Here is a 24507-nt window from a genome sequence, read left to right as displayed (position 1 = left end):
CACACGAGGGGACATGTGGCAGTTGCGGGATGTGCGGGTTCATATTGGTTGATCACTTTGTACTCAATGCTCCTGCGGTCCTTGAGGAAAGCCGCACTTGTATATGTTATAATTGCTCTGGAACAAGACTGGGGGAATGGTTATGGCGAAGAAGCAATATGCCGTCATCGGAATGGGACGTTTCGGCTCGAGTGTAGCGGCTACATTATCGAACCTCGGCTTTGACGTGCTCGCAATCGATTCCAGTGAACAACGTATACAGGAAGCATCGCATTTTGTCACACATGCTGTCTCCGCAGATAGTACCGATGAAGAAGCGCTTCGAGCGCTTGGCATTCGGAACTTCGATGTCGTTGTCGTCGCGATCGGACAAGACATCCAAGCCAGCATCCTGACCACGCTTATTCTTAAAGATCTTGGCGTGCCAAGACTTATTGTTAAGGCTCAGACCGAGCTGCACGGCAAAGTGTTGAGCAAAATCGGTGCAGACAAGGTTGTCTACCCTGAGCGGGATATGGGTATGCGTGTTGCGCATCACCTCATCTCGCCGAACATTGTGGATTTCATCGAGCTGTCGGAGGACTACAGCATTCTTGAACTGCATGCGCCATCACAGATGGTGGGCAGAAACTTGAAGCAGCTGGATATTCGGCCCAAGTTCCGTTGCAATGTAATGGCGATCAAGAGCAATGGGCAGATGAACATTTCGCCGCTTGCAGAGGACGTCATTCATTCGGAGGATGTGCTTGTTATTGTAGGCAAGAACGACGATCTTGCGAGTCTGGAACGAGCGTATTTCGATGGGCGATAGGATGGGAATCACGTCGCAGTGGTTGATCGTTCATGCAATCATTTATGTCAAATAGAGTAAGTTACTATTGGGTTCGTTTTGAAAAGAGGGTTTCGAGTTGTTTGATGTGATGTCAGTGCAGAACGCCCGAGCGAAGAGCTGGGCAGCCCTATTGGACAAGAAGCACCGTGACCGCTCAGGCCGGTTCATTGTCGAGGGCATTCATCTCGTGCAAGAAGCGCTTCGCTGCGGAGCTGAGATAGAGGCCGTCGTCTACGACGGCGAACGAGGATTGCCCGCGGAGTTGGATCGCGAGCCGGCGCTTGCCGATCAGCACGAGCTGCTCGTAAGCGCATCGCAGGCTGTCATGGCGAAGTGCACGGGGACGGATTCGCCTCCGCCCGTATTCGCAATCGTGATCAAGCCTGTCGTGAACGAAGAGGCGCTATTCCGCGACCGATCGCTCGTCGTCGTCTTGGACGGCGTGCGCGATCCAGGCAATGCGGGAACGATCATCCGCAGCGCGGATGCCGTTGGTGCGGACGCGGTCGTGCTGGGACGCGGTTGCGTGGATCTATACAATCCGAAGACGGTACGTTCGACGATGGGATCGTTGTTCCATCTGCCGGTGGTCGAGGCAGATCTGGCTAAGCTGCTGCCGCAGGCGAAGGAGCGGGGAATCCGCATAGCGGCGACGAGTTTGCAGTCGGCCGTCAGCTGCTTCGACTGCGACTGGACAGACTCGACGTGGCTGGTGCTCGGCAGCGAGTCGGACGGCGTCTCGGCAGACGCGTTGGCGCTGGCTGACCAGTCGGTTATTATTCCGATCCGCGGTCAGGCGGAGTCGCTGAACGTGGCGATGGCGGGCACGGTTATTTTGTATGAGGCGCTGAGGCAGCGGGAGCGGGCTGGGAAATAAGGGGTAGTAGGCAGCTTTCCTAACATAGCGTAGCGAGACCTTATAAAACAATAAGCCGGACATCCAACAAGGATGTCCGGCTTTGTTTGTTCTGAGCGATACAAGTGATCAGAAGTAACGTCGGAAGAGTTGAATTGCCTCTCTAGCGTCACAGGACGATACCGGATAATAAATGCATAAAATTGCCATTATTTAGCCATCATTATGCATGATAGGATACTACACATGACCTGTCGATTGGCGATAAACAGGTATTGTCTTGACATGCGTTACCTGTGGCGGCCGATCGGGATTTTCCATTCTCGATAGAAGCATCTCTGCTGCCAAGTAGCCCATTTCGGATCGGTGGATATGGACAGTCGTTAAGTGGGGCTCCACGATCTGCGACTCTGTGGCATTATCGAATCCGCAAACCATAACCTCTTCAGGTACTCGTACATTTAAATCCTTCAAGATACGAATCACGTGAATAGCAATAAAATCATTGGCGCATATGAATGCGGACGGCAGTTCCTTCATACCGGAGAGGCGCTGTTTGAGCCACTGATAGTCCGCAACATAGCGGTCCTCTTCGAGGATGCAAAACGATTCATCGAGATCGATCCGTGAGGTAGACAGTGCTTTGTTGAAACCATCCCAACGTTCGTTAAAGCTCATGCAATGGTTGAAATCGCCGATAAACCCGAACGTCGTAATTCCCTCGTCAATCAACCTTCTCGTCATACTGAAGATGCTGTGTGCATTCTCCATGAGAAGGATATCAGATTTCATCTCAGTGAATGTTAGCGCTGCCGAAGCGTCAATAAACAAAGTCGGGATCTCAAGCGATGAAATAAACTCGGAATAGTTCTTATTAAACAATTCGATACAGACGATGCCATCCACTTTGCTTTTGTCGAAATTGACAGGTAGAGCTAACGAATTAATTTCATTTTCACGAACCATGTGAATGGACAAATTAAAGCCCTCGGAACTGATTTTTTGTTCGAGACCGCTTAGCAATGATGTACCAAAATGCGAATTGTTCGGCATATTTGCTGTAAGCAGAGCAATATTGCCTGATTTCTTGGCAGCAGTAACCTCTTGTTCGAAAAAGGCGAACTGCTTGTAATTCATCTCGATCGCTTTCTGAATCACTTTATTACGTGTTTCATCCGGGATGGAATAATGGTTATTCAGCGCCTTGGATATGGTGTTTCTTGAGAGCCCTAAAGAATCGGCTATATCTTGAATGGTCACTTTTGTTTTGCTCAACGATATTGACTCCTTTGGCGAAGATATTGCAGCTCGACTATGTTCATCGTAGTATAACTCAACAAAATAATCAACATGGATGTTACAAATGAACATTTGTGTAAACCTGTTGAATCTGAAATGAATGACAAATATCTCCTTGTAAAAAGTAAACAAATGAACAAATCCGGGTGTGTTCCATACAATTAGTTAGTAAGGGTATATGCTTGAAAATTAGCATTTTCCCATGTGAAATGGTCGATTTCATTTGAAATTCATTAAGTAACTAAACTTTTGACTACATTTTGTGTATTTAAGTGTGCATTTGTTTACTAAATTAGGTGTTCAAAAGCATTGACGATGTGGTTATCCTGTTGTAAATTGTATTTGCGAGGTTGTTGAATGATGAGTTTTGGAAGTGCTTTCTTCCACATTGGAGGTCTCCAAAATCACATTTGAGTTGTGCTAATGAAAGTTAAGGGGGAGGAGACTTTGCAGCAGGTTGCAGAAATCACAGAGGGCGTAAAACCGAAAGCAGAGGGAAAGAAACACGGATTGAAGGAGAAGTTTAGGTACATCAAGTCAAACTATTGGCTTTACTTGCTTGTCCTGCCGTCAGTTGTATTAACCGTTATCTTTAAGTATTTCCCGATGTATGGCGTACTGATCGCTTTCAAGGATTATAACTACCGCAAAGGCATTTTGGGCAGCGATTGGGTTGGGTTTCATCATTTTGAACGATTCTTAAACGCACCGAATTTCGAGCAGTTGTTTTTTAATACATTGAAGTTGAATTTTTACGGTCTTTTGTTAGGGTTCCCGGTTCCGATTATATTGGCGATCATGCTGAATCAGGTACGCAAAGCGGTAATGAAAAAGAACATTCAACTGTTCCTGTATGCGCCGAATTTCATTTCGGTTGTGGTGGTAGTGGGCATGCTCTTTGTTTTATTGTCTCCGACAGGTCCAATCAACAAGATTGTCACGTTGTTTGGAGGAGCCCCTATTTCTTTTACATCCGATCCGGACTATTTCCGTCCGCTGTATATCCTCTCTGGAATCTGGCAAGGGGCAGGATGGGCGTCGATCATCTATGTGGCTGCGTTAGCGAACGTTGATCCAGAGCTTCACAATGCGGCGACGCTAGACGGCGCGAGTCTGCTTCAGCGCATAAGGCATATCGATATCCCGACGATTAAGCCGGTTATAGCCATCATGATCATTCTTGCCGCGGGCGGTATTATGGGCGGCGGCGGCGACAAAGCGATTCTAATGTGGAACGAGCTGAATATGGAAGCGTCAGATATTATTAGCACCTATGTTTATCGAGTCGGCTTCCAACAGGCGAACTATTCATTTTCCGCAGCTGTCGAGTTGTTCAACACGGTCATCAACCTCATTATGCTGATCACGGTGAATTGGATCGTCAAACGCGTGAACGAAGGCAATGGCATTGTTTAGGGAAGGAGAATCATCGTGGATTATATTATACCGACGAAGACGGATCGGATCGTGCTTGGCATCGCCTACACCTTGCTTTTCCTTTTTGTAATAGCGATTATCGGTCCGTTAATTTATATGGTCGCAGCTTCGTTCATGGATCCGACGGCCTTGCTGAATAAGGGGATTTCATTCGATTCGGCAGACTATAACCTTGAGGGGTACCGAATGATCCTATCCGATGACAATATCATCGGCGGATTTCTTAACGCCATTCTGTATTCATCTGTCTTCACAGTAATAACCGTTTCGGTCTGCGTGTTTGCGGGATATCCTCTGTCCCTTAATAACTTTGTCGGACGGAAAATCATCATGACGCTTTTTATTATCACCATGTTTTTTGGCGGCGGGCTGATCCCGACCTATCTTGTCGTTAAGAGTTTAGGAATGCTGGATACGATCTGGGCGCTGGTTATCCCTGGTGCGGTCAGCGTGTGGAACATCATTCTGGCTAGGACATTCTTCCGTGGCTTGCCAATTGAACTGAATGAAGCTGCTAAGATCGATGGCGCCTCGGATGTCATGATTTTCTTTAAGATTATCATTCCTCTTTCTAAACCGATCGTTTTCGTCCTTGCGTTATACGCCTTTGTCGGTCATTGGAACGATTTCTTCCAATCTCTCATTTATTTGGAGAGTCAAGATAAATATCCGCTGCAGCTTGTGCTCCGGCGCATTCTGATTCTGAACAAGGTGGATCCGAATATCGTCTCCTCCATTAAGGAACAGGCCGATCTGGCACGATTATCCGAAATGATGAAATACGCAGCTATCGTCGTTTCGAGCATACCGCTTCTAGCGATGTACCCTTTCTTCCAGAAGTACTTTGAAAAAGGTGTCATGGTCGGTTCCCTCAAGTAGGGACAGGCTGACATATACAAAGCTATTTTCATAAAAATAAGGGAGGTTTTAAGATTGAAACATTTAAAGAAAACAGTTTCTATTATTTCCTTGTCCTCCGTTCTTGCGCTCGCAGGATGCGGCGGCAGCAGCGGTAACGGCAACGATAAAGAGAATACCGATTCTAATGTTGATTCGAACAACAAGACGCTCACCTTCATGACGTCGAATTCGGCTCTTGCTCCCCAAGACCCGAACGACAAGCTAATCTTCAAACGTTTGGAAGAGAAGACCGGCATTCATATCGATTGGATCTCTTATACGGACGATGTTTTCGTAGAGAAGAGAAACCTCGCCCTAGCAACGGGCGAGCTGCCGGATGCCATATTTAACGCTGGCCTAAGCGATTATGAAATCCTTAACTTATCGAATCAAGGAACCATTATTCCAGTTGATGAATACATCACGCCTGAGAAAATGCCGAATCTCAGCAAGGTTCTGGCGGAAGCTCCCCAATACAAAGGGATGATAACCGCACCCGACGGACACATCTACTCCTTCCCTTGGATTGAAGAGCTCGGCAGCGGCAAAGAGAGCATTCACTCCGTCAACAATATGCCATGGATTAACACCAAATGGCTGGACAAGCTCGGTCTGAAAATGCCGACGACGACTGAAGAATTAAAGCAAGTGCTGATTGCATTCAAAACGCAAGATCCAAACGGCAACGGCAAAGCGGACGAGATTCCGATTTCCTTCATTAATGATGACGGCGGCAACGAGGATTTGAGCTTCTTGCTTGGTTCCTTCGGTACAGGCTTTAACTGGGATGAAACGTTCATCGACGATAAAGGCAAAGTGAACAATGCTGTTCTGGAACCAGGGTACAAAGAAGGCATGAAGTATCTGCAGGAGCTGTACAAAGCGGGAGTCGTTGATCCGGAGTTCATCACGCAAGACTGGAACAAGTATATCGCGAAAGCAAAGGATGACCGGTTCGGTCTCTACTTCACTTGGGATAAAGCGAATGTGAGCGGTGCGGACAGTCCGTTCGAACCGATGCCGGCACTAGCAGGTCCTAATGGTTGGAAGAATGTAGCTCGTACGAACGGTATGGGATTCGACCGTGCCAGAATGGTCATCACTTCCGAGGATAAGGATGTTGAATCAACGATTAAATGGATTGACGCGCTTTATGATCCGATTCAGTCCGTACAAGACAATTGGGGAACTTACGGCGACGAGACGCAGCAAAACATATTTGAATACGATGCAGCCGCGAATATGCTGAAGCACTTGCCGCTGAACGGAACGTCGCCGAACGAGCTGCGCATTAAGACAAGCGTCGGCGGACCGCTCGCGATTCTGGATTCCTATTATGGTACAGTTTCGACGAAGCCGGACGATGCGGCATATCGTCTCGATATTATTAAGAATATCTATGTGCCGGACATGAAGTCCGACATCATTTATCCGAGAGTATTCTTCTCCAAAGAAGAGTCGGAGCGTCTGACAGAAATTGAAGCCAACATGATGCCATACATTCTGAAGAAACGTACGGAGTGGATGCAGGGCGCAGACGTGGACAAAGAGTGGGACGGATTCATCAAAGAGGTTAATCGTCTCGGTATGCAAGACTGGGTGAAAATCAAACAGACAGGTTATGACAGAACGAAACAACAATAAATCAATTACACCAATGCATGCAGTCGGAGCATTGTCACCTATCGAGGGGCGGTGCCCCGACTGCATACGAATATGGGAGTGGGAGAAATTGGAATATATAGAGAAATTCCGTCCGCAATATCACTATTCGCCTGCGAGAAATTGGATGAACGATCCGAATGGACTTGTTTATTACGAGGGGGAGTACCATTTATTTTACCAATACAGCCCGTTCGATAACCTGCCTCATTTCGATAAAATGCATTGGGGACACGCAGTGAGCACGGATCTCGTTCATTGGGAGGAGCTTCCGCCAGCGATATTCCCGGGTGAGGATGGCGCCATCTTCTCCGGCAGCGCGGTAGTGGACCATCGTAATACGAGCGGTTTCTTCGACGAGAACGGTTCGGGGCTGGTTGCGATCTATACGAATAATGGAAATACAACGCTTCCCAATAAGCCGCAAGTTCAAAGCATCGCCTACAGCCGTGATAAAGGCAGAACCTGGACAAAGTACGAGGGAAATCCTGTTTTGTTCCCGGACGCGACACTGGATTTCCGTGACCCGAAAGTATTCTGGCATGAGGAGACATCCATGTGGATCATGTCGCTGGCTGTTCAAGACCGTGTTGAATTCTATCAATCTCCTAATTTGAAGGCGTGGACGTTTGCCAGCGCATTCGGAGCCGACGCGATCGGTACGCATCGCGGCATTTACGAATGTCCGGATCTGTTCCCCATTCATGTTGACGGGGATGTAAACAATAGAAAATGGGTGCTGATACTAAGCGTCGGGGATTGCAATGGCGTTAATCCTTACGATCCTGAAACGCCGGCAGGCGGTTCGGGCATGATGTACTTTATTGGGAATTTCGATGGTAAGGTGTTTACGCCTGATGACCCTATTCATTCGATGGATGACTTGAAATGGATCGATTATGGCTCGGATTTCTATGCAGCCGTGACTTGGAATAATACGCCCGGAGAAGACGGAAGAAAACGATGGATCGGTTGGATGAACAACTGGCGTTATGCCGGTGCGCTTCCGACAGACAATTGGCGGGGCAACAATTCGGTTCCAAGAGAGCTGAAACTGAAGCAATTTGCAGAAGGTCTTCGTCTCGTGCAACAACCGATAGAAGAGCTGGGTATCATTCGAACGCCCCTTAAGACGCTAGAAGATGTAATGCTTGCGACTGATGTCAATTCGCTTGTCGACATCGGTGCGAATAGTGCGGAGATCATCGCAGAATTCGAGATCGGAACAGCAACAGAGTTTGGATTTAAGGTCAGAAAGTCTGCCAATGAGGAGACCGTTGTCGGATACGATAACGTTAGGAAGAAGCTCTTCGTCGATCGAACGAATTCGGGCAAAGTCGATTTCCATCCGGACTTTGCGGCTAAGCATGAAGCGCCGCTTGCGCCGACTAATAAGCGGGTACGCATGTTGATTCTAATCGATTCGTGTACGATAGAAGTTTTCGGCGGTGCCGGAACAGCGGTTATTTCAGACACGATTTTCCCCGATCCAGAAAGTAAGGGGCTCGAGCTGTATGCGATTGGCGGCAGCGTAACGCTGGTGTCGCTCCAAATGAACGAAATGGGAAGTATATGGCATGATCGATGAAGGCAGGAGGGCTTAATTTACATGCGCATAGGGGCAATTGAGGCAGGGGGAACCAAGTTCGTGTGCGGTATCGGGAACGAGAAGGGGGAGATTGAAGAACGGATTCACTTCCCGACGCTTGGGCCTGTCGAGACCATGGACAACGTCATCGCCTTTTTCCGAGATAAGAGAGTCGATAGTATCGGGATCGGTTCGTTCGGTCCAATTGATCTCGATAACGCAAGTCCAACGTACGGTTATGTAACAACGACGCCGAAGCCCGGTTGGACTGGATATAATTTTGTGGGGACGCTGCAATCGGTCTTCGATGTTCCGATCGGTTGGGATACAGATGTCAATGCTGCAGCTCTGGGCGAAGCAACATGGGGTGCGGCGCATGGACTGGATAGCTGCGTCTACTATACGATCGGCACAGGTGTTGGCGTCGGTGTTTATATAGAAGGCAATCTTGTGCATGGGCTTGTACATCCCGAAGGTGGACATATCCTCACGAGGCGGCATCCGAACGATGATTTCATAGGGATTTGTCCATATCACGGAGATTGTTTGGAAGGGATGGCATCCGGTCCGGCGTTGGAAGCTAGATGGAAGGCAAAGGGTCATACGCTTCCGAATGACCACCAGGCATGGAAGATGGAGGCGTATTACATCGCGCAGGCCATCTCCGGCGTCATTCTGACGCTATCCCCTAAGAAAGTCATTCTTGGCGGGGGAGTAATGAAACAAGCGCAGCTATTCCCGATGATTCGAGAGGCAGTACGTACAAATTTGAATGGATACGTAAGCGCTGCATCCATTACATCGGATATCGAACATTATATTGTTCCGCCTGGACTAGGCGACAATGCCGGTTTATGCGGGGCTTTGGCGCTGGGAGTTAGAGCGCTCGGTTCATAGACTTATCTGATTAACTACAAGCAAAGAGACGTCCCTTATACCAAGGGACGTCTCTTTCCCTTTCACCTCGTCTTCCGATACGCCTTCGGCGACATGCCCAGCGCCTTCGTGAACTGGCGGGTGAAGTAGTTGCTGTCGTTGAATCCGCTTTCATAAGAGATCTCAGAAATCGGAAGCTGCGTTTTCTTGAGGAGTCTGCAGGCGTGATCGAGGCGCAGCTGCTGGAGATAAGCGGAAGGCGTTGTCTGGTAATACGATTGGAAGATTCGGTTCAAGTGCCGGACGGAAATATTGGATTTGGCCGCAATAGCTTCTCGTGACAGTGGCTCGAGATAGTTGTCCTCCATGAAGGAAATCGCATTAGCCAGATGCAGCAGGTTGCTCTGAACCCCCTGCCGGTCCTCGTTCTCATACTGCCTCGATAGATAGACGACCAGCTCCAAGAAACGCGACAGCAGAATCGTCTGATACCCCTGCAGCTTATCCGTAATTTCCTTGATCATGAAATCCACATAGGAAGAGATGTAGTCCAGCATCGAGATCGGAAGGCTCATTTTACTATCAAAATGATTGATATTCCGGTAGAACGGCTCCAGGACGAACAGCGCCTGATAACCATTCGACTTCCGCAATTCAGTCCCTGCCGAATTTAACATATCGGGTGTATACATAATGTTGCAAATTCGAAAATCATGCGGGTCTTTGTAGGCATGCCTGGTTGCCCCATTAATGACGAATACGTCGCCTTTCTTAATAAAAGATTCCTCTTCATTCACGATGTGGGTCGCGTTGCCATGCAAGACGATAACGAGCTCCGAGAAGCCGATATGATCGTGCAAGTACATGTCCTCATCATGCCCGCCGTACTGAATATGGAACTTGAATTGCTCGTCCGTGGTGAACCAATCCAGATAAACGCTTTCCAATTCGATACCTCCCCCAACCTCACTCTTGTCCCAATCATGCTATTTTACGACCTATAAATCAAGGCTTTCGGCCAAGGTTTACTCTAAAATGTGATCTGGAAGTGAAATTGCGAGTAGGAGTGGTGCACCTTTGTCTGTCAAACTGGAACAAGTTGGGGCTGGACCTTATCAAGTGAAGAGAAGTCTATGGAGCCGGATGGTCAGCAATAAATACCTTTATTTCATGGCCATTCCGTTCGTCATTTGGGTGTTTGTATTCAGCTATTTGCCGCTGTGGGGCTGGACGATGGCCTTCCAGAAGTTTCGGGTAGGTCAATCGTTCTTCGATCAAAAATGGGTCGGATTCGATAATTTCCGGATGCTGTTTCAGGACGATCAGTTCCTGAACGCGCTTCGCAATACGCTAGCGATGAGCTTCATGGGGCTGATTGCGGGCTTCACGGTACCGATTATATTCGCGCTGCTGCTGCATGAAGTGCGGCTTGCCTTCCTGAAGCGATTCGTGCAGACCGTGTCTTACCTGCCGCACTTTGTCTCGTGGGTCGTTGTCGCAGGGATCGTGACGAAGATGCTCGCGACAGACAACGGGGCGATCAATCAGCTGCTGATGAGCCTAAATATTATACACGAACCTGTCCCGTTCATGGCGAAGGAGAATCTGTTCTGGTACGTCGTTACCAGCGCGGATGTGTGGAAGGAAACGGGCTGGAACGCGATCATTTATTTGGCAGCGATTTCAGGGATCGGACCTGAGCTGTATGAAGCTGCGCGTGTCGACGGCGCAAGCCGGTTGCGGCAGATGTGGCATATTACGATGCCGGGGATTCGTCCGACGATCATCATTCTGCTCATCATGTCGATCGGTCACTTGATCAGCATCGGCTTCGAGAAGCAGTTCCTCTTGGGCAACAATCTGGTCAAAGAGAAGTCCGAGGTACTTGATCTGTACGCCTTAACCTATGGACTAGGCATGGGTCGTTATTCGTTCGGTACGGCTATTAACATCTTCAATTCCGTGGTCAGCTTGATTTTGCTCTTTACGGCGAATGGCATTTTCAAGAAGGTTACCAAAGAGAGCATTATGTAAGGGGGTAAATCCGGTTGACATCAATATCTCGTAAGCTCGCAAGCACATCATTATCCGATCGAGTCTTCGATCTGGTCGTCTATCTGTTCATTACGCTCATCGCGGTATGCACGTTATATCCTTTCCTGAATGTACTCGCGATCTCGCTCAACGACTCTACCGACTCGGTACGGGGCGGCATTACGATCTTCCCTCGGCATTTCACCTGGGACAATTATTCGCTTATTTTCTCATTCGACGGACTGCTGACCGGTTTCAAAATATCGATATTGCGCACCGTGATCGGCACCATACTCGGACTGATCAGCGGTTCTATGCTCGCATTCGTATTGAGCCGTTCGGATTGGGAAGCGCGGAAGCTGTTATCCACTTACCTCGCGCTCACGATGTACGTGTCGGGCGGTCTCATTCCGTTCTACATTCTGATGCGGGATATGCACATGATCGGCACCTTCGCAGTCTATGTCCTGCCGGGAGTCGTAAGCGCATTCAATGTATTCATCATTCGTTCGTTCATCGACAGTCTTCCGTATGCGCTGCAGGAATCAGCCAAGATTGACGGAGCCAACGATTTCACGATCTATATCCGTGTCATTCTTCCGCTGACGCTGCCTGCGCTAGCGACAATCGCACTATTCCTCGCGGTTGGCCAATGGAATTCTTGGTTCGATACGTACTTATATAACGGCTCGAAGGAGCATCTGACGACGCTGCAGTTCGAGCTGATGAAGGTGCTCCAGAGCACGCAGAACACCAGTCACAGCAACGGCATGAACGGACAGAACATGACGCAGGTAATGAACAGCATTTCGCCCGAGTCGGTCAAAATGGCGATTACGATCATCGTTACCGTTCCGATTCTGCTCGTCTACCCGTTCATGCAGCGGTACTTCATCAGCGGAATGACGCTGGGCGCCGTCAAGAGCTAGCGGCAACCGATTACCGGTATTAACAGGGGAGCCTGTTTCTACATATCAAACTTTCATTGGAGGAATAAAGATGGTCAGCCTCAAACGTATGACAGGGGTGTGTACGTCGCTGACGCTTGCGATCGGCCTGCTGGCAGGCTGCGGAAGCGGAGACAGCGATAATACGACGAACAAGAAGGAAGATAACGCGACGAACCAAACAGATAACGTCGCAAGCGCGGATGGAACTCAGACGGCTAACGATACGTCGCCGATCACTTTCTCGTTCTTCGGGGAGGATCCGAATCCGAACTGGCAGGACATGAAGGATGCGGTCGGGCAAGAGATTACGAAGCAGACCGGCGTTACGCTGGATGCTGAATTCGCAGTCGGCGATCCGGCAGCGAAGGTCGCGCTCATTGCAACGAGCGGCGATTATCCGGATCTGATCAGCGCGAAGGGCGATCTGAACAAGCTGGTTGACGCGGGCGCAATGATTGATCTGACGGATCTGATCGAGCAATATGCACCAAACATTAAGAAGCTGTTCGGCGATCAAATCAAACGTCTGCGCTACAGCAATGATGACCAATCGATCTATGTCATTCCAACTTATGCAGGCATGGATAACCAATCGTTCGTCGCAGGCGGCGGGTTCGAGCTTCAGCACCGCGCGGTGAAGGAAGCGGGTTACCCTTCGATCAAGACGCTGCAGGATTATGAGAAAGTGATTCAATCCTACATCGATAAGCATCCGACGGATGAGGACGGGAACAAGAACATCGGTCTGACGCTTAACGCGGACGATTGGAAAATGTATATTACCGTTACGAACCCGGCAGCCGAAACGACTGGCAAATCCGGCGATGGCGAATACGCGATCAATGCGGATACGCATGAAGCGACGTATCACTTCCGTACGGAAGGCGAGAAAGAGTACTTCCAATGGCTGAATCATATGTACAACATCGGACTGCTCGATAAAGATACGTTCACGCAGAAGAATGACCAATATCTTGCGAAGATTGCATCGGGACGGGTTATCGGCCTGATCGACGTCGACTGGGACTATGGAGACGGCGAGAAAGCATTGAAAGCAGCGGGTAAATTCGATCAGACGTACGGGCATTATTCCGTTATGGTATCCGATCAATACAAGGACAATCGCCACCAATCGCCGGGCTTTGATGCCGGCTGGGGCGTAGGCATTACGAAGGATTGCAAGGATCCGGTTCGCGCCATTCAATTCCTCGATTTCTTGGCATCCGAGCAAGCGCAAATTCTGAACAACTGGGGTATTGAAGGCCAGCATTACAACATGCAAGATGGCAAACGCGTCGTTCCAGAGGACGTTCAGAATCGTATCGTGAATGACAATACGGCGTTCAGCCAAGAGTCCGGCATCGGCTTCTATGGCAATCTCGGCGCGCATTATGGCGACGGCGTGAAGGATTCGACGGGCAACTACTACACGAAGAACTTCCCGGAACAAATCGTCAATGCGTACACGGATGCGGACAAAGAAACGCTGAAGGCTTACGGCGCTACGACGTGGATGGACCTGTTCCCGAAACAGGATGAGTTCCCAGTGAAACCGTGGGGCGCTTCCTGGAGCCTGCCGCTGCCAAGCGATGATGAAGTCAACATTCTCGCGAACAAAATGAAGGACATTACGTGGAAGCGAATTCCGCAAACGATCATGGCGAAGCCGGAAGAGTTCGAGAAACTATGGAACGATTACCAGGAAGAGCTGATCGACGCAGGCGTTGAGAAGATGGAGACAGGATTCACCAAATACATTCAAGCCCGCATCAAGCTGTGGAACGAGTAATAACGAGTAACGCTATGAAGATGAACGGCCAGTAAGGAACAGAGCCTGTTTGGTGGTAGAAAGATAGTGCCGCTAGGCGGACGACAGCTAGAATAAAGTTGTGGCGATGCCGCTCTTGGCAGCATCGCCGCGACTTTTTCATTTTGAATACGATCAGAATTCGTAATAGAGGAGAACTTGTCATGAATTATAGCAATCCCGTCATCAGCGGATTTCATCCCGACCCTAGCATCTGTCGAGTCGAACAAGACTACTATCTCGTAACCAGTTCATTCGAGTATTATCCAGGCGTCCCGTTATTTCATAGTACCGATCTGGTAAACTGGCAGCAAATCGGCCATGTCTTGACGCGGGCGGAGCAGCTCGATCTGAGCACAGCGGGCCGATCAGGCGGTATCTATGCGCCGACGATCCGTTATCATGACGGGGTGTTCTATATGACCACTACCAATGTTTCGGGGCGCGGCAACTTCTATGTGTACACGGAAGACCCTCGCGGGGCATGGTCCGATCCGATTTATGTGGATCAGCCAGGCATCGACCCCGATCTCTTCTTTGACGAGGATGGAACGGTTTATTATACAACCTCTCACGACCGATTCGGACAAGGAGCTTACCAGAGCCGAATCGATGCGCGAACGGGAGAACGTCTGTCGGACGTCAAGCTGATATGGAAGGGAACCGGCGGTCAATATCCGGAAGCGCCGCATCTGTATCGCGCCGGCGACTGGTATTACCTCATGTTGTCCGAGGGCGGAACGGAATATGGCCACATGGTTACGATAGCTAGAAGCAGCAGTCCGGAAGGTCCGTTCGAGAGCTGTCCCTACAATCCGATTCTGTCGCATCGAAGCTTGCAGCATGATGTACAAGCGACGGGGCACGCAGACTTGGTTCAATCGCCGGATGGCAGCTGGTGGGCCGTGTTCCTGGGCATTCGTCCAATCGGTTATCCGCGGCATCATCATCTGGGCAGAGAGACCTTCCTTGCACCGGTTACATGGACGGAGGATGGATGGCCGATTATCGGCGATAACGGGAAGTTAAGCGGTGATCTGCCAGTACGCAATCTGCCGATGCCGAATAAGTCTGAAGCGGCGGTTAAAGATGATTTCAACGAGGCAGCGCTTGCGCCGCATTGGACATTCCTTCGTTCTCCGAATCCGAGTCATTGGTCGCTCGCGGAGAAGAGCGGCAGCTTGACGTTACGCGGCACTGAATTATCGCTGAATGATGCAGGCTCCCTTGCGTTCATCGGCAGAAGACAACAGCATTTTGCATGTCATATTGCGGCTCACTTAACGTTCGCGCCTCAGCAGGACGGTGAAGAAGCGGGACTTACCGTGTTTATGAATGAGAATTTTCATTATGAAATCGCAGTGACACGAATCGCTGGCGAGCGCAAGCTTGTCTTCCGCAGAAGGCTGGGCACACTGTGGAAGGTTGAGAATGAAATGCCATGGAATGCTGAGACCGTTGTTCTACATATGCAAGCGAGCCATACTCACTATGTGTTCGGATTCTCTGAACCGGGTATAGAACCGTATACGTTCGGGAAGGGCGAATGCGGGCTTCTATCGACAGAGGTCGCAGGAGGATTTACAGGTGTATTCATTGCGATGTATGCGACTGGCAATGGCAGACCGTCAACTTCTCCAGCGCATTTTGATTGGTTCCAATATGCTGTGAAGGAGTAATTGGCCTAATGTATTCCAGCAATGTTCTAATTATTATAGGAAAACGGCTCCCATACTGATGGTGGTATTGATGTTTAAATTTTATGTATACTACGAACAAGAGTTTCAGTATTCTTAATCTGACAGTGCGAGTTCAAAAAGTCGGGTTGTCAGCACCGAGAAGATTGCGAGAACCTGAATAGCTAATGCTTACGAAGCGGTTATTTGCTCGCAGGTAGTAACACTTGAAGTATCGCAAATAACTTCAGGAGGAACGGAGTGTAGGCAAAACCTACATGTACAAGGTTTCCAGCGGAAACCTACATCGGAAGCATAACCTCCGGACTCCGAAGGTGAACGCAAGCTTCGACGTCGAATACACTTCCTGACTCACTTCGTGATCACAAGCGGACTTTTTGAACAACCTCTATAGCACCAAGATAGACTTGCTGCAATTGTTTGTGTGCATTGCAGCAAGTCTAGCCGACTCGTAATTACATTATTCATTGGAGTGATACAATGGCAACGGAAACGAAGAACCACCCGTACCTGAACCCGGATCTGCCGCTTGAAGATCGCGTCAACGATCTGATCAGCCGCTTCACGCTGGAAGAGAAAATCGGCCTGATGCCGCAGTACATGATCGCGATTGAACGGCTGAATGTACAAGCGTACAAGCATGGCACGGAAGCAGCTCACGGCATGGCATGGCTGGGAGAAGCGACGACCTACCCGCAGCCAATTGGTCTGGCCTGCACGTGGGACAAGGATTTGATGAAGCGGATCGGCAGCGCGATCGGCGACGAGGCGAGAGGATTTTATAAGAAAAATCCGACGCACAACGGCTTGACCTTGTGGGCGCCGACGGTCGACATGGAGCGTGACCCGCGTTGGGGCCGCACCGAAGAGGCGTATGGCGAGGATCCTGTACTTGCAGGCAAGCTGACGGCTGCATTGTCGCAAGGCATTCAAGGCGACCATCCTTTCTACTTGAAAGCAGTCGCGACGCTGAAGCATTTTATCGGGAACAACAATGAAGTGGGGCGGGGCGATGCCTCCGTCAGCCTCGATCCGCGCAATATGCGCGAGTACTATCTGAAGGCGTTCGAAATTCCGTTCAAAGAAGGCGGCGCCCAATCGATGATGACCGCGTACAATGCGATCAACGGCGTACCGGCGAACCTTAGTCGTGAAGTTATCGATATCGTTAAGCAAGAATGGGGCATGAACGGCTTCGTCGTCAGTGACGCGTTCGACGTAACGGGCACGGTTCGGGATCATCATTATCTTGACTCGCTCCCGGAATCGGTGGCACGTTCGATCCGCGAGGGCGGCATCGACAGCATTACGGATGAAGCTAAAGTCGTAATCGAAGCGATTCGTTCGGCGATCGAGGAAGGGCTTTTGACCGAGAACGATCTCGATATCGCGCTGCGGAACACGTTCCGCGTTCGCTTCCGTCTCGGCGAGTTTGACCCAGCTGATCGTAATCCGTATGCTTCGCTTGATGAGTCGGAGATTCTGAAGCCGGAGCATGCGAAGCTGGCGCTGGAAGCAACGCAGAAGGCGATGGTGCTGCTCAAGAACGACGGGCTGCTGCCGCTGCAAGCAGACAAGCTGAGTAAGGTTGCGGTAATCGGACCACTGGCTGATATCGTCTATAGCGACTGGTACAGCGGTACGCTGCCATACGCTGTGAATCCGCTTGATGGCATCCGTAAGAAGCTTGAAGCGGCCGGCAAAGGAGCAGAGACGGCATTCACTCGCGGTACGGATCGCATTCGTCTGAAATCGGTGCGCAGCGGACAATATGTTCGCCTTGGGGAAGACGAGAAGGCGACGCTTGCGGCTAACGCTCAATCGGCAGAAGAAGCTGACGTATTCGAAGCGACGGATTGGGGTTGGAGCAATCATACGCTGATCGCGGAACGCAATGGCCGTTATCTGACGACTGACGACAAATCGGTGCATGCATCGGCGAATCGCATCTGGGAATGGTTCACGAAGGAAGTATTCCAAGTAAATGAAGATTCATCAGATCCTTCTTCGGTAACGTTTTCGACGTGGAATGGCATGCCGGTAACGGTTGATCGTAAGACGGGCGAATTGCTCGTCGGCGACGGCAGCGCAGCCGAAAGCGCCAATGAAATTAACGTTGGCGGCGCGTCGGAGATCGACCTTGGCGCTGTTGCAACGCCTGCTGAATCGTTCGCGTTCGAATATGCGACGCGCGGCGTAGAAGCTGCGGTGGAAGCAGCACGCGGTGCCGATACGGCTATCGTATTCGTCGGCAATCACCCGCTGATCAACGGCAAAGAAACGGTTGACCGCCCTGACATCACGCTGGCGGCTTCGCAAGAGAAGCTCGTGCTGGAAGTGCTGGAAGCGAATCCGAATACGATCGTGGTCGTTGTCGGCAGCTATCCGTTCGCACTGAACTCGCTGCAGGACAAAGTGCCGGCCATTGTGTACACGTCGCATGCGGGACAAGAGCTTGGTCAAGCGGTTGCGGATGTGCTGTTCGGCGACGTCAATCCGGCGGGCCGCGTCAACATGACGTGGTACAAGTCGGTTGACCAGCTGCCTCCATTCATGGACTACGACATTATTAAAGGCGGCCGTACGTACCAATACTTCGAGGGCGAAGCGCTGTATCCATTCGGACACGGGTTGTCCTACAGCAGCTTCCGTTATGAAGGGCTTCAGCTGGCAGCGGATCGTGTAGCGCTCGGCGTCGACGAACATGTGGAAGTATCCTTCCGCGTAACGAACACGAGTGAGCTTGCGGGCGAAGAAGTCGTACAGCTGTACCTGCGTGCAGGCGAGTCCCGCGTCAAACGTGCGCTTGCGCAGCTTGAGGACTTCAAGCGTATTGCGCTGGCACCGGGCGAGACAACGGAAGTGAAGTTCCATGTGCCGCTTCAATCGCTCGCGTTCTGGGACGTTACGCGCGACCGTTTCTGCGTGGAAAGCGGAGAGTACGCGCTGCTGATCGGCTCGTCCTCCCAAGATATCCGTCTGGAAGGCCGCGTTGCCGTTGCTGGTGAAGTGATTCCGCCGCGCGATCTGAGACAGGTAACGCGAGCAACGAATTACGATACGTATGAAGGCGTCATTCTCGACGAATGCCGCGAAGGCGGCAGCGCCGTTATCGTGAGCGAAGCTGCAGGCTGGATCGCTTTCCAAGATGTTGAGCTCGGCAATGGCGTTACATCTATCGAGCTGCGAGCATCCAGCACGGCGGATGCCGTGATCGAAGTGCGTCTCGATGGACCGGACGGACCGATTGCTGGCAAAGTCGCAATCTCGGCAGCAGGCCGCCACGAATGGCGGAGCTTCTCGTTCGGCTTGAAGGAAGCAGCCGGACGCCGCAATGTATACTTGACGCTGCAAGGACCGGTTGCCGTTAGCTGGTTCCGAGTGATAGTTTAATTACGAGTAGTATGATCTAACACGAACGAAGAAGGGCTGTTCCGCAAGTTATCGTCGGATGACTTAGTGGGACAGCCCTTTATATTTTGCAAATTGTTATAAAAATTACCTTCTATCAAATACCCGTGTTAGCTTCAAGTCATGGTATAATAAAGGAATTGTCCGATCGATTATGAATAAGAAAGGATACCAATTATGGTCGTATTCGAAGACTGGAACCAGAAGTTGAAACGAGATTTTAACGCAACGAGCAACGTGGCTGTATTCACCGTCGCGGAGGCAGGCAAGCTGCTTGGTCTCTCCAAGGACCAGATGAAAGCATACGTGGACAAAAACAACTTAACGAAAGTCCCGATCATGAGAAATGTTCATCGATATCTGCTGCTGAAAAGCGAGATCGACCAAATTGTAGCGAATAGGGTCGGTTAGAATAGATACGCCAACGTTAAAACCCCGACCGCAAGAGGTCGGGGTTTTACTCATTTACTTAATGATAGCTGACGGATGGGTTTCGCCTTAATGAGTATCTTGTAGGCCAAAAAACCAACCGCCCCGCCAATCGCATTGGCGATAAGATCGTTGATATCGGTGCTTCTGCCGCTGCCCAGCGCAATCCGAATGATCATCTGCAAAGCTTCGAGCGAAAGACTTATGCAAAGGGTAAGCCATGCGACAGATGCGGCGCTGTTGAATTTGGACTTCAATAGCGGCAGGTATATGCCCAGCGGGATCAACATCACGATGTTGAGGACGAAAGTCTTGATGTCGATCGTCAAGATCGGGATGAAGTTGATGGTCTTATACCATGGCGTCTGATTGGCGTATTGCCCGATATTCACGTCGATCGGGAAGAATACGAGATGAATGACCGCAAGGCTGTACACGATAAACGAGAGTATCAATACAAACTGCGGCACGGCGTATATTCGTCTAGCGAAAGTCTTGATTCCATAATACGTGAATAGGACAAGGAACGGCGGAATCAACACGTACCAAGAAGGAATCGTAAATTGAATATTCACAACGAAACCTCTCTTTTCTTATTAGTTGGCAGCAGGAAGCTCGATTCGCGTTTCCAGACCCTGTAGGAATTGGTCCTCTTGGACGTCCTCATTGAAGCTGTCTCGGATAACAAAAGGTTTCACAGTGATATACTTGCTCGTTCCTGGCTGCGAAGCAAAGCGGCGATCGAATAGAAGGCGGTTGCCTTCAATAATGCCTTCTCCATTCAGAGCGGGCAGACGGCGGCCTTGATCGTCAAACGCAGCTACCCCAATTCCGATGAGACGGCGCTCTTGTTTATACGTTAATGTGACCGCATCCGTGAGGGCGATGGAAGTCGTCAGGCGTGTCGTAATCGGCGTTACGGATACCTTGGAGACAGAGAAGCTAAGGTCTTTGCTAGCAGTAAGGGTATTGGGACTGAGCTGGATTGTCTTATCTGTTGTTTTCTTGAATGGGATATCGACCGTAAATTCATGGTCAATGCCGTCAAGCGTGATCGCAGCTGACGCGTTGAAGGAATCAGGTGCAGTTGTCGGATCGGCGATTAATTCAAAGACGAGCGTATTCGGGTAGTCTTCACCGACACTTCCGTAGTAGATATTGCCGTTCTGCTTCTTGCCGTCGATCGTTACGAAGATATTGTCAATCGCCTGATCCAGTCGCATCTTCTTGTTCCCGTTGTTGTACGTTCCGCTATCCAGGTTCGGCGCCGTTACGTTCAGTACAAAAGCGGCCCTAGTGCCGTCATATATCGTTTCCGTTACTTGAAGACTCACGTCCTCGTAAGAAACGGTACGGTTTACGGTTGAAGTAAGACCAAGCTCGCCGGCTATGCGAAGTCCGATGTCGCCATGAATCTTGCTGAAAATGCTGCCGATAACGGGAATATTCTTAAGCGAACTCGCCATCGCTGGAGAAACAGCGGCAGTGGCGAACAAGCCTGCTGCGAGTATGCCCGCCGCTGCCGTTGTGAGTGCAAGGCGGCGAAGCTTCGAAGGCTTCCTTCTGTTGATGCGCGGTGTCTGTTGCGCCTGCTGAGACAGGAGTGCATAGGTTTCGTCGAGACGGGACCGGACGAGGGGAGACATCACCATATTGCTCGTATCAAGTTTGTCGAATTCTTTCTCCAGTTCAAATGCTGCCATAGTTCATCTTCCTTTCCTGTCTGCTGGTCAATGCTTGGTACAGCGTATCGCGTGCTCGAGAGAGACGCATCTTGACGGCACTTTCCGAAATATCAAGCACTTTAGCTACCTGGCGTAGCGGCAGATCTTCAAGGTAATGCAGAATAACGACGATGCGCTGCGGTTCATCCAATCGGTCCACAGCCTCTCTCAGATCCACCTTCTCATAGTCATCGGAGCTTGACGGAATCGGAGGTACCTCCGCATAGGCAACGGAATTCGAGCGTTTGGCAATTAGGTTATGACATTCGTTGATCAGAATGCGGAATATCCAGGTTTTAAAATACTTAGGCTCCCGCAAAGAGGGGATAGCCTTAAAAGCCTTGAGAATGGTTTCCTGCAGCGCATCTGCGACATCCTCGTCTTTGGACAAGATGGACTTAGCCATGAAATGCAGCGAGCTCTCTAGTTGCCGAATCAGCTCGATAAAAGCTTCAGCGTCACCAACTGCGGCTTTTTCTATTAGTTTAGTCATTTCCACTTCGCGTTCTCCTTCCTGCGTTATTTGTCTGTATAGTAGTTAGACCGCGTAGGCTAACGAATGGTCACATTTTTTTTGTTGATTTAATTTTAATCTCTTTTGCTTAGTATTCATACAACTTCCAAGACGGGTTGAAAGAAGCGGTAGAGAGCGGATTTCTATAGTGTAGGCATGACAAAAAGGCTGAGCAGAGGGGATACTCTGCTCAACCTGCGTAACTTCTAACTACTGTGCTCAGCATGCACGATCACATCGACGCTGACTTCTTGATCGCGTGGCCAGAATTTGAACGAGAACAAGGTATCATCGTCCAGTTTGTTAAGAATATCTTTGGTCAGGTAAATATTATTGCTGTCCGATTTGAAGTCATCATTGAAGTTGATCCCGCCGCGAAGACCGCCTGTCGGCGTATTCGGCATCCAGTTCGTCGTTGAACGTAGTCGGAATGCCAAGTCTTCGTTAACGGCGCCTTTGTGAATCGTGTATTCGACTGTCGCGATGACCGGCTTCTTATAGTTGATCAGGTCGAGCGTTTGATCGGCGCCATGGTTGAATCTAAACCGAAGGTGCGCCCCTACGCCAAGATCTTGCGTGAGAGAGGAAAGGTATCCCTTCGTAATCGTCAGATTCGAACCGCTTACGGTGTAATCCTTGCCTTGTTTCAGCTTCTTCGTGCCGTCATAGATGCTGATCAGCTTATTGCCGTTCAGCTCCAAGCTGACTGTTTGATCGTTGAGTTCCTTGCCGTCCTCCAAGTAGAGGGAGTCTTGGCTAACGAAGGAATCGGCGATGTCTTTGCTTGCGTTAATGAGAATATCGGTATTGATGGGATCGAGTAATACATCATTTGTTCGATCGAGTTGGTCGAAGCCAATATCCCACACCATCGTCGCAATGTCGTACTTGTGCGCTGCGCGGACGAAGCTGTCGGTATAAATCCACTTCGCGTGCTTCTCGACGGTACCTATTGCCAATGTGCCGTATTCGCCGATAACGACGGGCATCCCGATCTGCTTGGAGAACGCATCAAGCTGTCCGAACAGCTTGTCGAAAATAGCCGCGGTCATTCCAATCTGTCGTTCCCCAGTAGCGAGATACGAAGTTCCACGGATCGTAGTTGTGAACCGTCAAGATCAGATTGGAATCCTGCGGATTCGGATTGACGAACCAATTAATTGTTCTCTCGATGTTGGTGTTAAGGCGATAAAACCTTCTTCGGCCTTGATTGACTCATATAACATAAGACCTCCTCTGATTGGTTGTGAATCCGCTTTCATATTTGTTTGTAACGGGAGGGTTGACGCGAAACCTTAAGGATTACGTCATAAACTAGCATTATAGGGGCAGGATATCAGTGACTGGTGGAGGAGCTTCGCATAGGTGATGAGAAGAAACGCATTTGGATGAATTTGTGGAAGCTGTCACAGGAATTGTGGACACAAGGGCAGAAGTAACGAGAGTAAAGATAACGAGAGTAAAGATAACGAGAGTAAAGATAACAAGAGAGGGTTTCAATGAAGGCGATCCGCGACATGAGAGCATTGAAGCTCGTGGTGAGGTTGTTCGATCGAATAATGGTCATAGACGGTAACGGAGTGCACGGTACATGATTGATCCGTATGTAGGATAAAAAAAAGGGAACCTTGTAAGCTGTGGAAGCAGTAAGGGGTTCCCCTATTGTTATTCATTGACTACAGCTTCCTCGCCTTAATCACAAAAGTCACAGGAAGCATCCTGGCTTTGTTGGCAAATTCGTTGTCAGCGTTCCAAGACTGTATGATGTCATCATCCGACTCCTCGATCATCTGCTCAATGACGAATCCTGCCTTGGAGAGTGCATTCACATAGGTGGATAGTTTGCGGTCCGATAAGGATAACGTGCTATCGCCAAGCGATACCGAATACCAAGATTCATCGAAGTAATTCTTCTTGAACACAAGCTTATCATTCTCAGCAACAACGCATTTGTGTATCGGGTGAGACCAGCTGAATATAAATGATCCATCTTTCTTGAGGTAAGAAGCAATCCGGCGGAAAGTTCCCTCAAGGTCGGTCGTCCAGCCGATGGCATAGACGGAATAAACAAAGTCAAAATAAAATTCGGGTATGCCGCATTGCTCTTCCATAGGAGCACAGACCAAATTCGCCGAAAGACCATGCGCCGCCAAAAGCTGCTTGGTTTTCTCGATTTGGTTTGGCGATAGATCCATCCCCCACAGTTCGCCTGCGTTGCGCTCCCCCTGATATCGCAAAGACTCGCCGCTGCCGCAGCCGATCTCCAGCAGCTTTTTTCCTGTAACGTCGCCAAATAGCTGGCACTTTTCTTCGGAGACGAATGCCCCGTACAAAGGAAGAGCGGTTGCTCCTAGAACTTCATTTCCCTTGGTGTCCCAGAATAAACTGTTTGTTTGATGGATATCATTCTTATCCATGTCAACCGTGACGGCAACGCCAACCTCGCGACCGCCTACAATGTTTGTCCGATAAACCGAATTGTTAGCCATAC

Annotated in this window: 20 protein-coding genes; 13 read left to right on the top strand and 7 right to left on the bottom strand. The window is 49.8% G+C overall.

What is annotated here, in order from left to right; all coding sequences use genetic code 11:
- Positions 1–136: 136 nt before the first annotated feature.
- Together SBI19_RS12225 and SBI19_RS12220 are read left to right on the top strand one after the other, a co-directional pair.
- A complete protein-coding gene (locus SBI19_RS12225) occupies positions 137–811 on the top strand; it encodes a potassium channel family protein (RefSeq protein WP_317968437.1) in 675 nt (224 codons plus the stop codon).
- A 109-nt stretch (positions 812–920) separates the two neighbouring features.
- Positions 921–1709, top strand: coding sequence for a TrmH family RNA methyltransferase (locus SBI19_RS12220; protein ID WP_317968499.1), 789 nt, complete (start codon positions 921–923; stop codon positions 1707–1709).
- 219 nt (positions 1710–1928) lie between these two features.
- Here SBI19_RS12220 and SBI19_RS12215 read toward each other — a convergent pair whose 3' ends face one another.
- On the bottom strand, positions 1929–2963 hold the full coding sequence (locus SBI19_RS12215) for a LacI family DNA-binding transcriptional regulator (protein ID WP_317968435.1): 1035 nt from the start codon (positions 2961–2963) through the stop codon (positions 1929–1931).
- Between the two features lie 447 nt (positions 2964–3410).
- Here SBI19_RS12215 and SBI19_RS12210 point away from each other — a divergent pair, with 447 nt between their 5' ends.
- The 5 genes from SBI19_RS12210 (at position 3411) to SBI19_RS12190 (ending at position 9471) form a co-directional block, all read left to right on the top strand.
- Positions 3411–4403, top strand: a complete 993-nt coding sequence (locus SBI19_RS12210; protein WP_317968433.1) for an ABC transporter permease — start codon at positions 3411–3413, stop codon at positions 4401–4403.
- Positions 4404–4418: 15 nt separating this feature from the next.
- A complete protein-coding gene (locus SBI19_RS12205) occupies positions 4419–5303 on the top strand; it encodes a carbohydrate ABC transporter permease (protein WP_317968431.1) in 885 nt (294 codons plus the stop codon).
- 54 nt (positions 5304–5357) lie between these two features.
- Entirely contained in the window at positions 5358–6968 is a 1611-nt protein-coding gene (locus SBI19_RS12200; protein ID WP_317968429.1) for an ABC transporter substrate-binding protein, read from the top strand.
- An 88-nt stretch (positions 6969–7056) separates the two neighbouring features.
- Positions 7057–8574, top strand: a complete 1518-nt coding sequence (locus tag SBI19_RS12195; protein ID WP_317968427.1) for a glycoside hydrolase family 32 protein — start codon at positions 7057–7059, stop codon at positions 8572–8574.
- A gap of 21 nt (positions 8575–8595) precedes the next feature.
- Complete coding sequence (locus SBI19_RS12190) at positions 8596–9471, top strand: ROK family protein (RefSeq protein WP_317968425.1); 876 nt, start codon at positions 8596–8598, stop codon at positions 9469–9471.
- 62 nt (positions 9472–9533) lie between these two features.
- On the opposite strand, the gene SBI19_RS12185 is transcribed toward SBI19_RS12190, so the two are convergent.
- On the bottom strand, positions 9534–10397 hold the full coding sequence (locus SBI19_RS12185) for an AraC family transcriptional regulator (RefSeq protein WP_317968423.1): 864 nt from the start codon (positions 10395–10397) through the stop codon (positions 9534–9536).
- Positions 10398–10593: 196 nt separating this feature from the next.
- Here SBI19_RS12185 and SBI19_RS12180 point away from each other — a divergent pair, with 196 nt between their 5' ends.
- The 6 genes from SBI19_RS12180 (at position 10594) to SBI19_RS12155 (ending at position 19760) form a co-directional block, all read left to right on the top strand.
- The gene (locus SBI19_RS12180; protein ID WP_317968497.1) at positions 10594–11484 is read left to right on the top strand and encodes an ABC transporter permease; all 891 of its coding nucleotides are present in this window, start codon (positions 10594–10596) and stop codon (positions 11482–11484) included.
- A gap of 23 nt (positions 11485–11507) precedes the next feature.
- Entirely contained in the window at positions 11508–12413 is a 906-nt protein-coding gene (locus SBI19_RS12175; protein ID WP_317968495.1) for a carbohydrate ABC transporter permease, read from the top strand.
- Between the two features lie 70 nt (positions 12414–12483).
- Positions 12484–14223, top strand: a complete 1740-nt coding sequence (locus tag SBI19_RS12170; RefSeq protein WP_317968421.1) for an ABC transporter substrate-binding protein — start codon at positions 12484–12486, stop codon at positions 14221–14223.
- 182 nt (positions 14224–14405) lie between these two features.
- Positions 14406–15920, top strand: coding sequence for a glycoside hydrolase family 43 protein (locus SBI19_RS12165; RefSeq protein WP_317968419.1), 1515 nt, complete (start codon positions 14406–14408; stop codon positions 15918–15920).
- A gap of 498 nt (positions 15921–16418) precedes the next feature.
- Positions 16419–19331, top strand: a complete 2913-nt coding sequence (locus tag SBI19_RS12160) for a glycoside hydrolase family 3 protein (RefSeq protein WP_317968417.1) — start codon at positions 16419–16421, stop codon at positions 19329–19331.
- A 195-nt stretch (positions 19332–19526) separates the two neighbouring features.
- A complete protein-coding gene (locus tag SBI19_RS12155; protein WP_317968415.1) occupies positions 19527–19760 on the top strand; it encodes a MerR family transcriptional regulator in 234 nt (77 codons plus the stop codon).
- 50 nt (positions 19761–19810) lie between these two features.
- Here the strand turns inward: SBI19_RS12155 and SBI19_RS12150 are convergent, their stop codons facing one another.
- From SBI19_RS12150 to SBI19_RS12130, 5 genes are all read right to left on the bottom strand, one after another.
- Positions 19811–20353: a VanZ family protein gene (locus tag SBI19_RS12150; RefSeq protein ID WP_317968413.1), complete on the bottom strand. Its 543-nt coding sequence runs from the start codon at positions 20351–20353 to the stop codon at positions 19811–19813.
- Between the two features lie 21 nt (positions 20354–20374).
- Positions 20375–21481, bottom strand: a complete 1107-nt coding sequence (locus tag SBI19_RS12145) for a DUF4179 domain-containing protein (RefSeq protein WP_317968411.1) — start codon at positions 21479–21481, stop codon at positions 20375–20377.
- Complete coding sequence (locus SBI19_RS12140) at positions 21468–21995, bottom strand: RNA polymerase sigma factor (protein ID WP_317968493.1); 528 nt, start codon at positions 21993–21995, stop codon at positions 21468–21470. Before SBI19_RS12140 ends, SBI19_RS12145 begins: the two co-directional genes overlap by 14 nt.
- Before the next feature lie 227 nt (positions 21996–22222).
- Positions 22223–23068, bottom strand: coding sequence for a X2-like carbohydrate binding domain-containing protein (locus tag SBI19_RS12135; RefSeq protein WP_317968409.1), 846 nt, complete (start codon positions 23066–23068; stop codon positions 22223–22225).
- 624 nt (positions 23069–23692) lie between these two features.
- Entirely contained in the window at positions 23693–24505 is an 813-nt protein-coding gene (locus SBI19_RS12130) for a class I SAM-dependent methyltransferase (RefSeq protein WP_317968407.1), read from the bottom strand.
- Positions 24506–24507: the final 2 nt, after the last annotated feature.

Source organism: Paenibacillus sp. CCS19, from assembly GCF_033239625.1.
In the GTDB taxonomy this organism is placed as follows: domain Bacteria; phylum Bacillota; class Bacilli; order Paenibacillales; family Paenibacillaceae; genus Paenibacillus_T.
This window is presented reverse-complemented; position numbering and strand designations above follow the sequence as displayed.

What these genes read in the sequence shown, in the direction of transcription:
- SBI19_RS12160 (WP_317968417.1), top strand. Translation starts at nt 16,419, where the DNA reads ATGGCAACGGAAACGAAGAACCACCCGTACCTGAACCCGGATCTGCCG.
- SBI19_RS12180 (WP_317968497.1), top strand. Translation starts at nt 10,594, where the DNA reads ATGGTCAGCAATAAATACCTTTATTTCATGGCCATTCCGTTCGTCATT.
- SBI19_RS12135 (WP_317968409.1), bottom strand. Translation starts at nt 23,068, where the DNA reads ATGACCGCGGCTATTTTCGACAAGCTGTTCGGACAGCTTGATGCGTTC.
- SBI19_RS12165 (WP_317968419.1), top strand. Translation starts at nt 14,406, where the DNA reads ATGAATTATAGCAATCCCGTCATCAGCGGATTTCATCCCGACCCTAGC.
- SBI19_RS12170 (WP_317968421.1), top strand. Translation starts at nt 12,484, where the DNA reads ATGGTCAGCCTCAAACGTATGACAGGGGTGTGTACGTCGCTGACGCTT.
- SBI19_RS12140 (WP_317968493.1), bottom strand. Translation starts at nt 21,995, where the DNA reads ATGACTAAACTAATAGAAAAAGCCGCAGTTGGTGACGCTGAAGCTTTT.
- SBI19_RS12220 (WP_317968499.1), top strand. Translation starts at nt 921, where the DNA reads ATGTCAGTGCAGAACGCCCGAGCGAAGAGCTGGGCAGCCCTATTGGAC.
- SBI19_RS12130 (WP_317968407.1), bottom strand. Translation starts at nt 24,505, where the DNA reads ATGGCTAACAATTCGGTTTATCGGACAAACATTGTAGGCGGTCGCGAG.
- SBI19_RS12225 (WP_317968437.1), top strand. Translation starts at nt 137, where the DNA reads ATGGTTATGGCGAAGAAGCAATATGCCGTCATCGGAATGGGACGTTTC.
- SBI19_RS12210 (WP_317968433.1), top strand. Translation starts at nt 3,411, where the DNA reads ATGAAAGTTAAGGGGGAGGAGACTTTGCAGCAGGTTGCAGAAATCACA.
- SBI19_RS12190 (WP_317968425.1), top strand. Translation starts at nt 8,596, where the DNA reads ATGCGCATAGGGGCAATTGAGGCAGGGGGAACCAAGTTCGTGTGCGGT.
- SBI19_RS12145 (WP_317968411.1), bottom strand. Translation starts at nt 21,481, where the DNA reads ATGGCAGCATTTGAACTGGAGAAAGAATTCGACAAACTTGATACGAGC.
- SBI19_RS12155 (WP_317968415.1), top strand. Translation starts at nt 19,527, where the DNA reads ATGGTCGTATTCGAAGACTGGAACCAGAAGTTGAAACGAGATTTTAAC.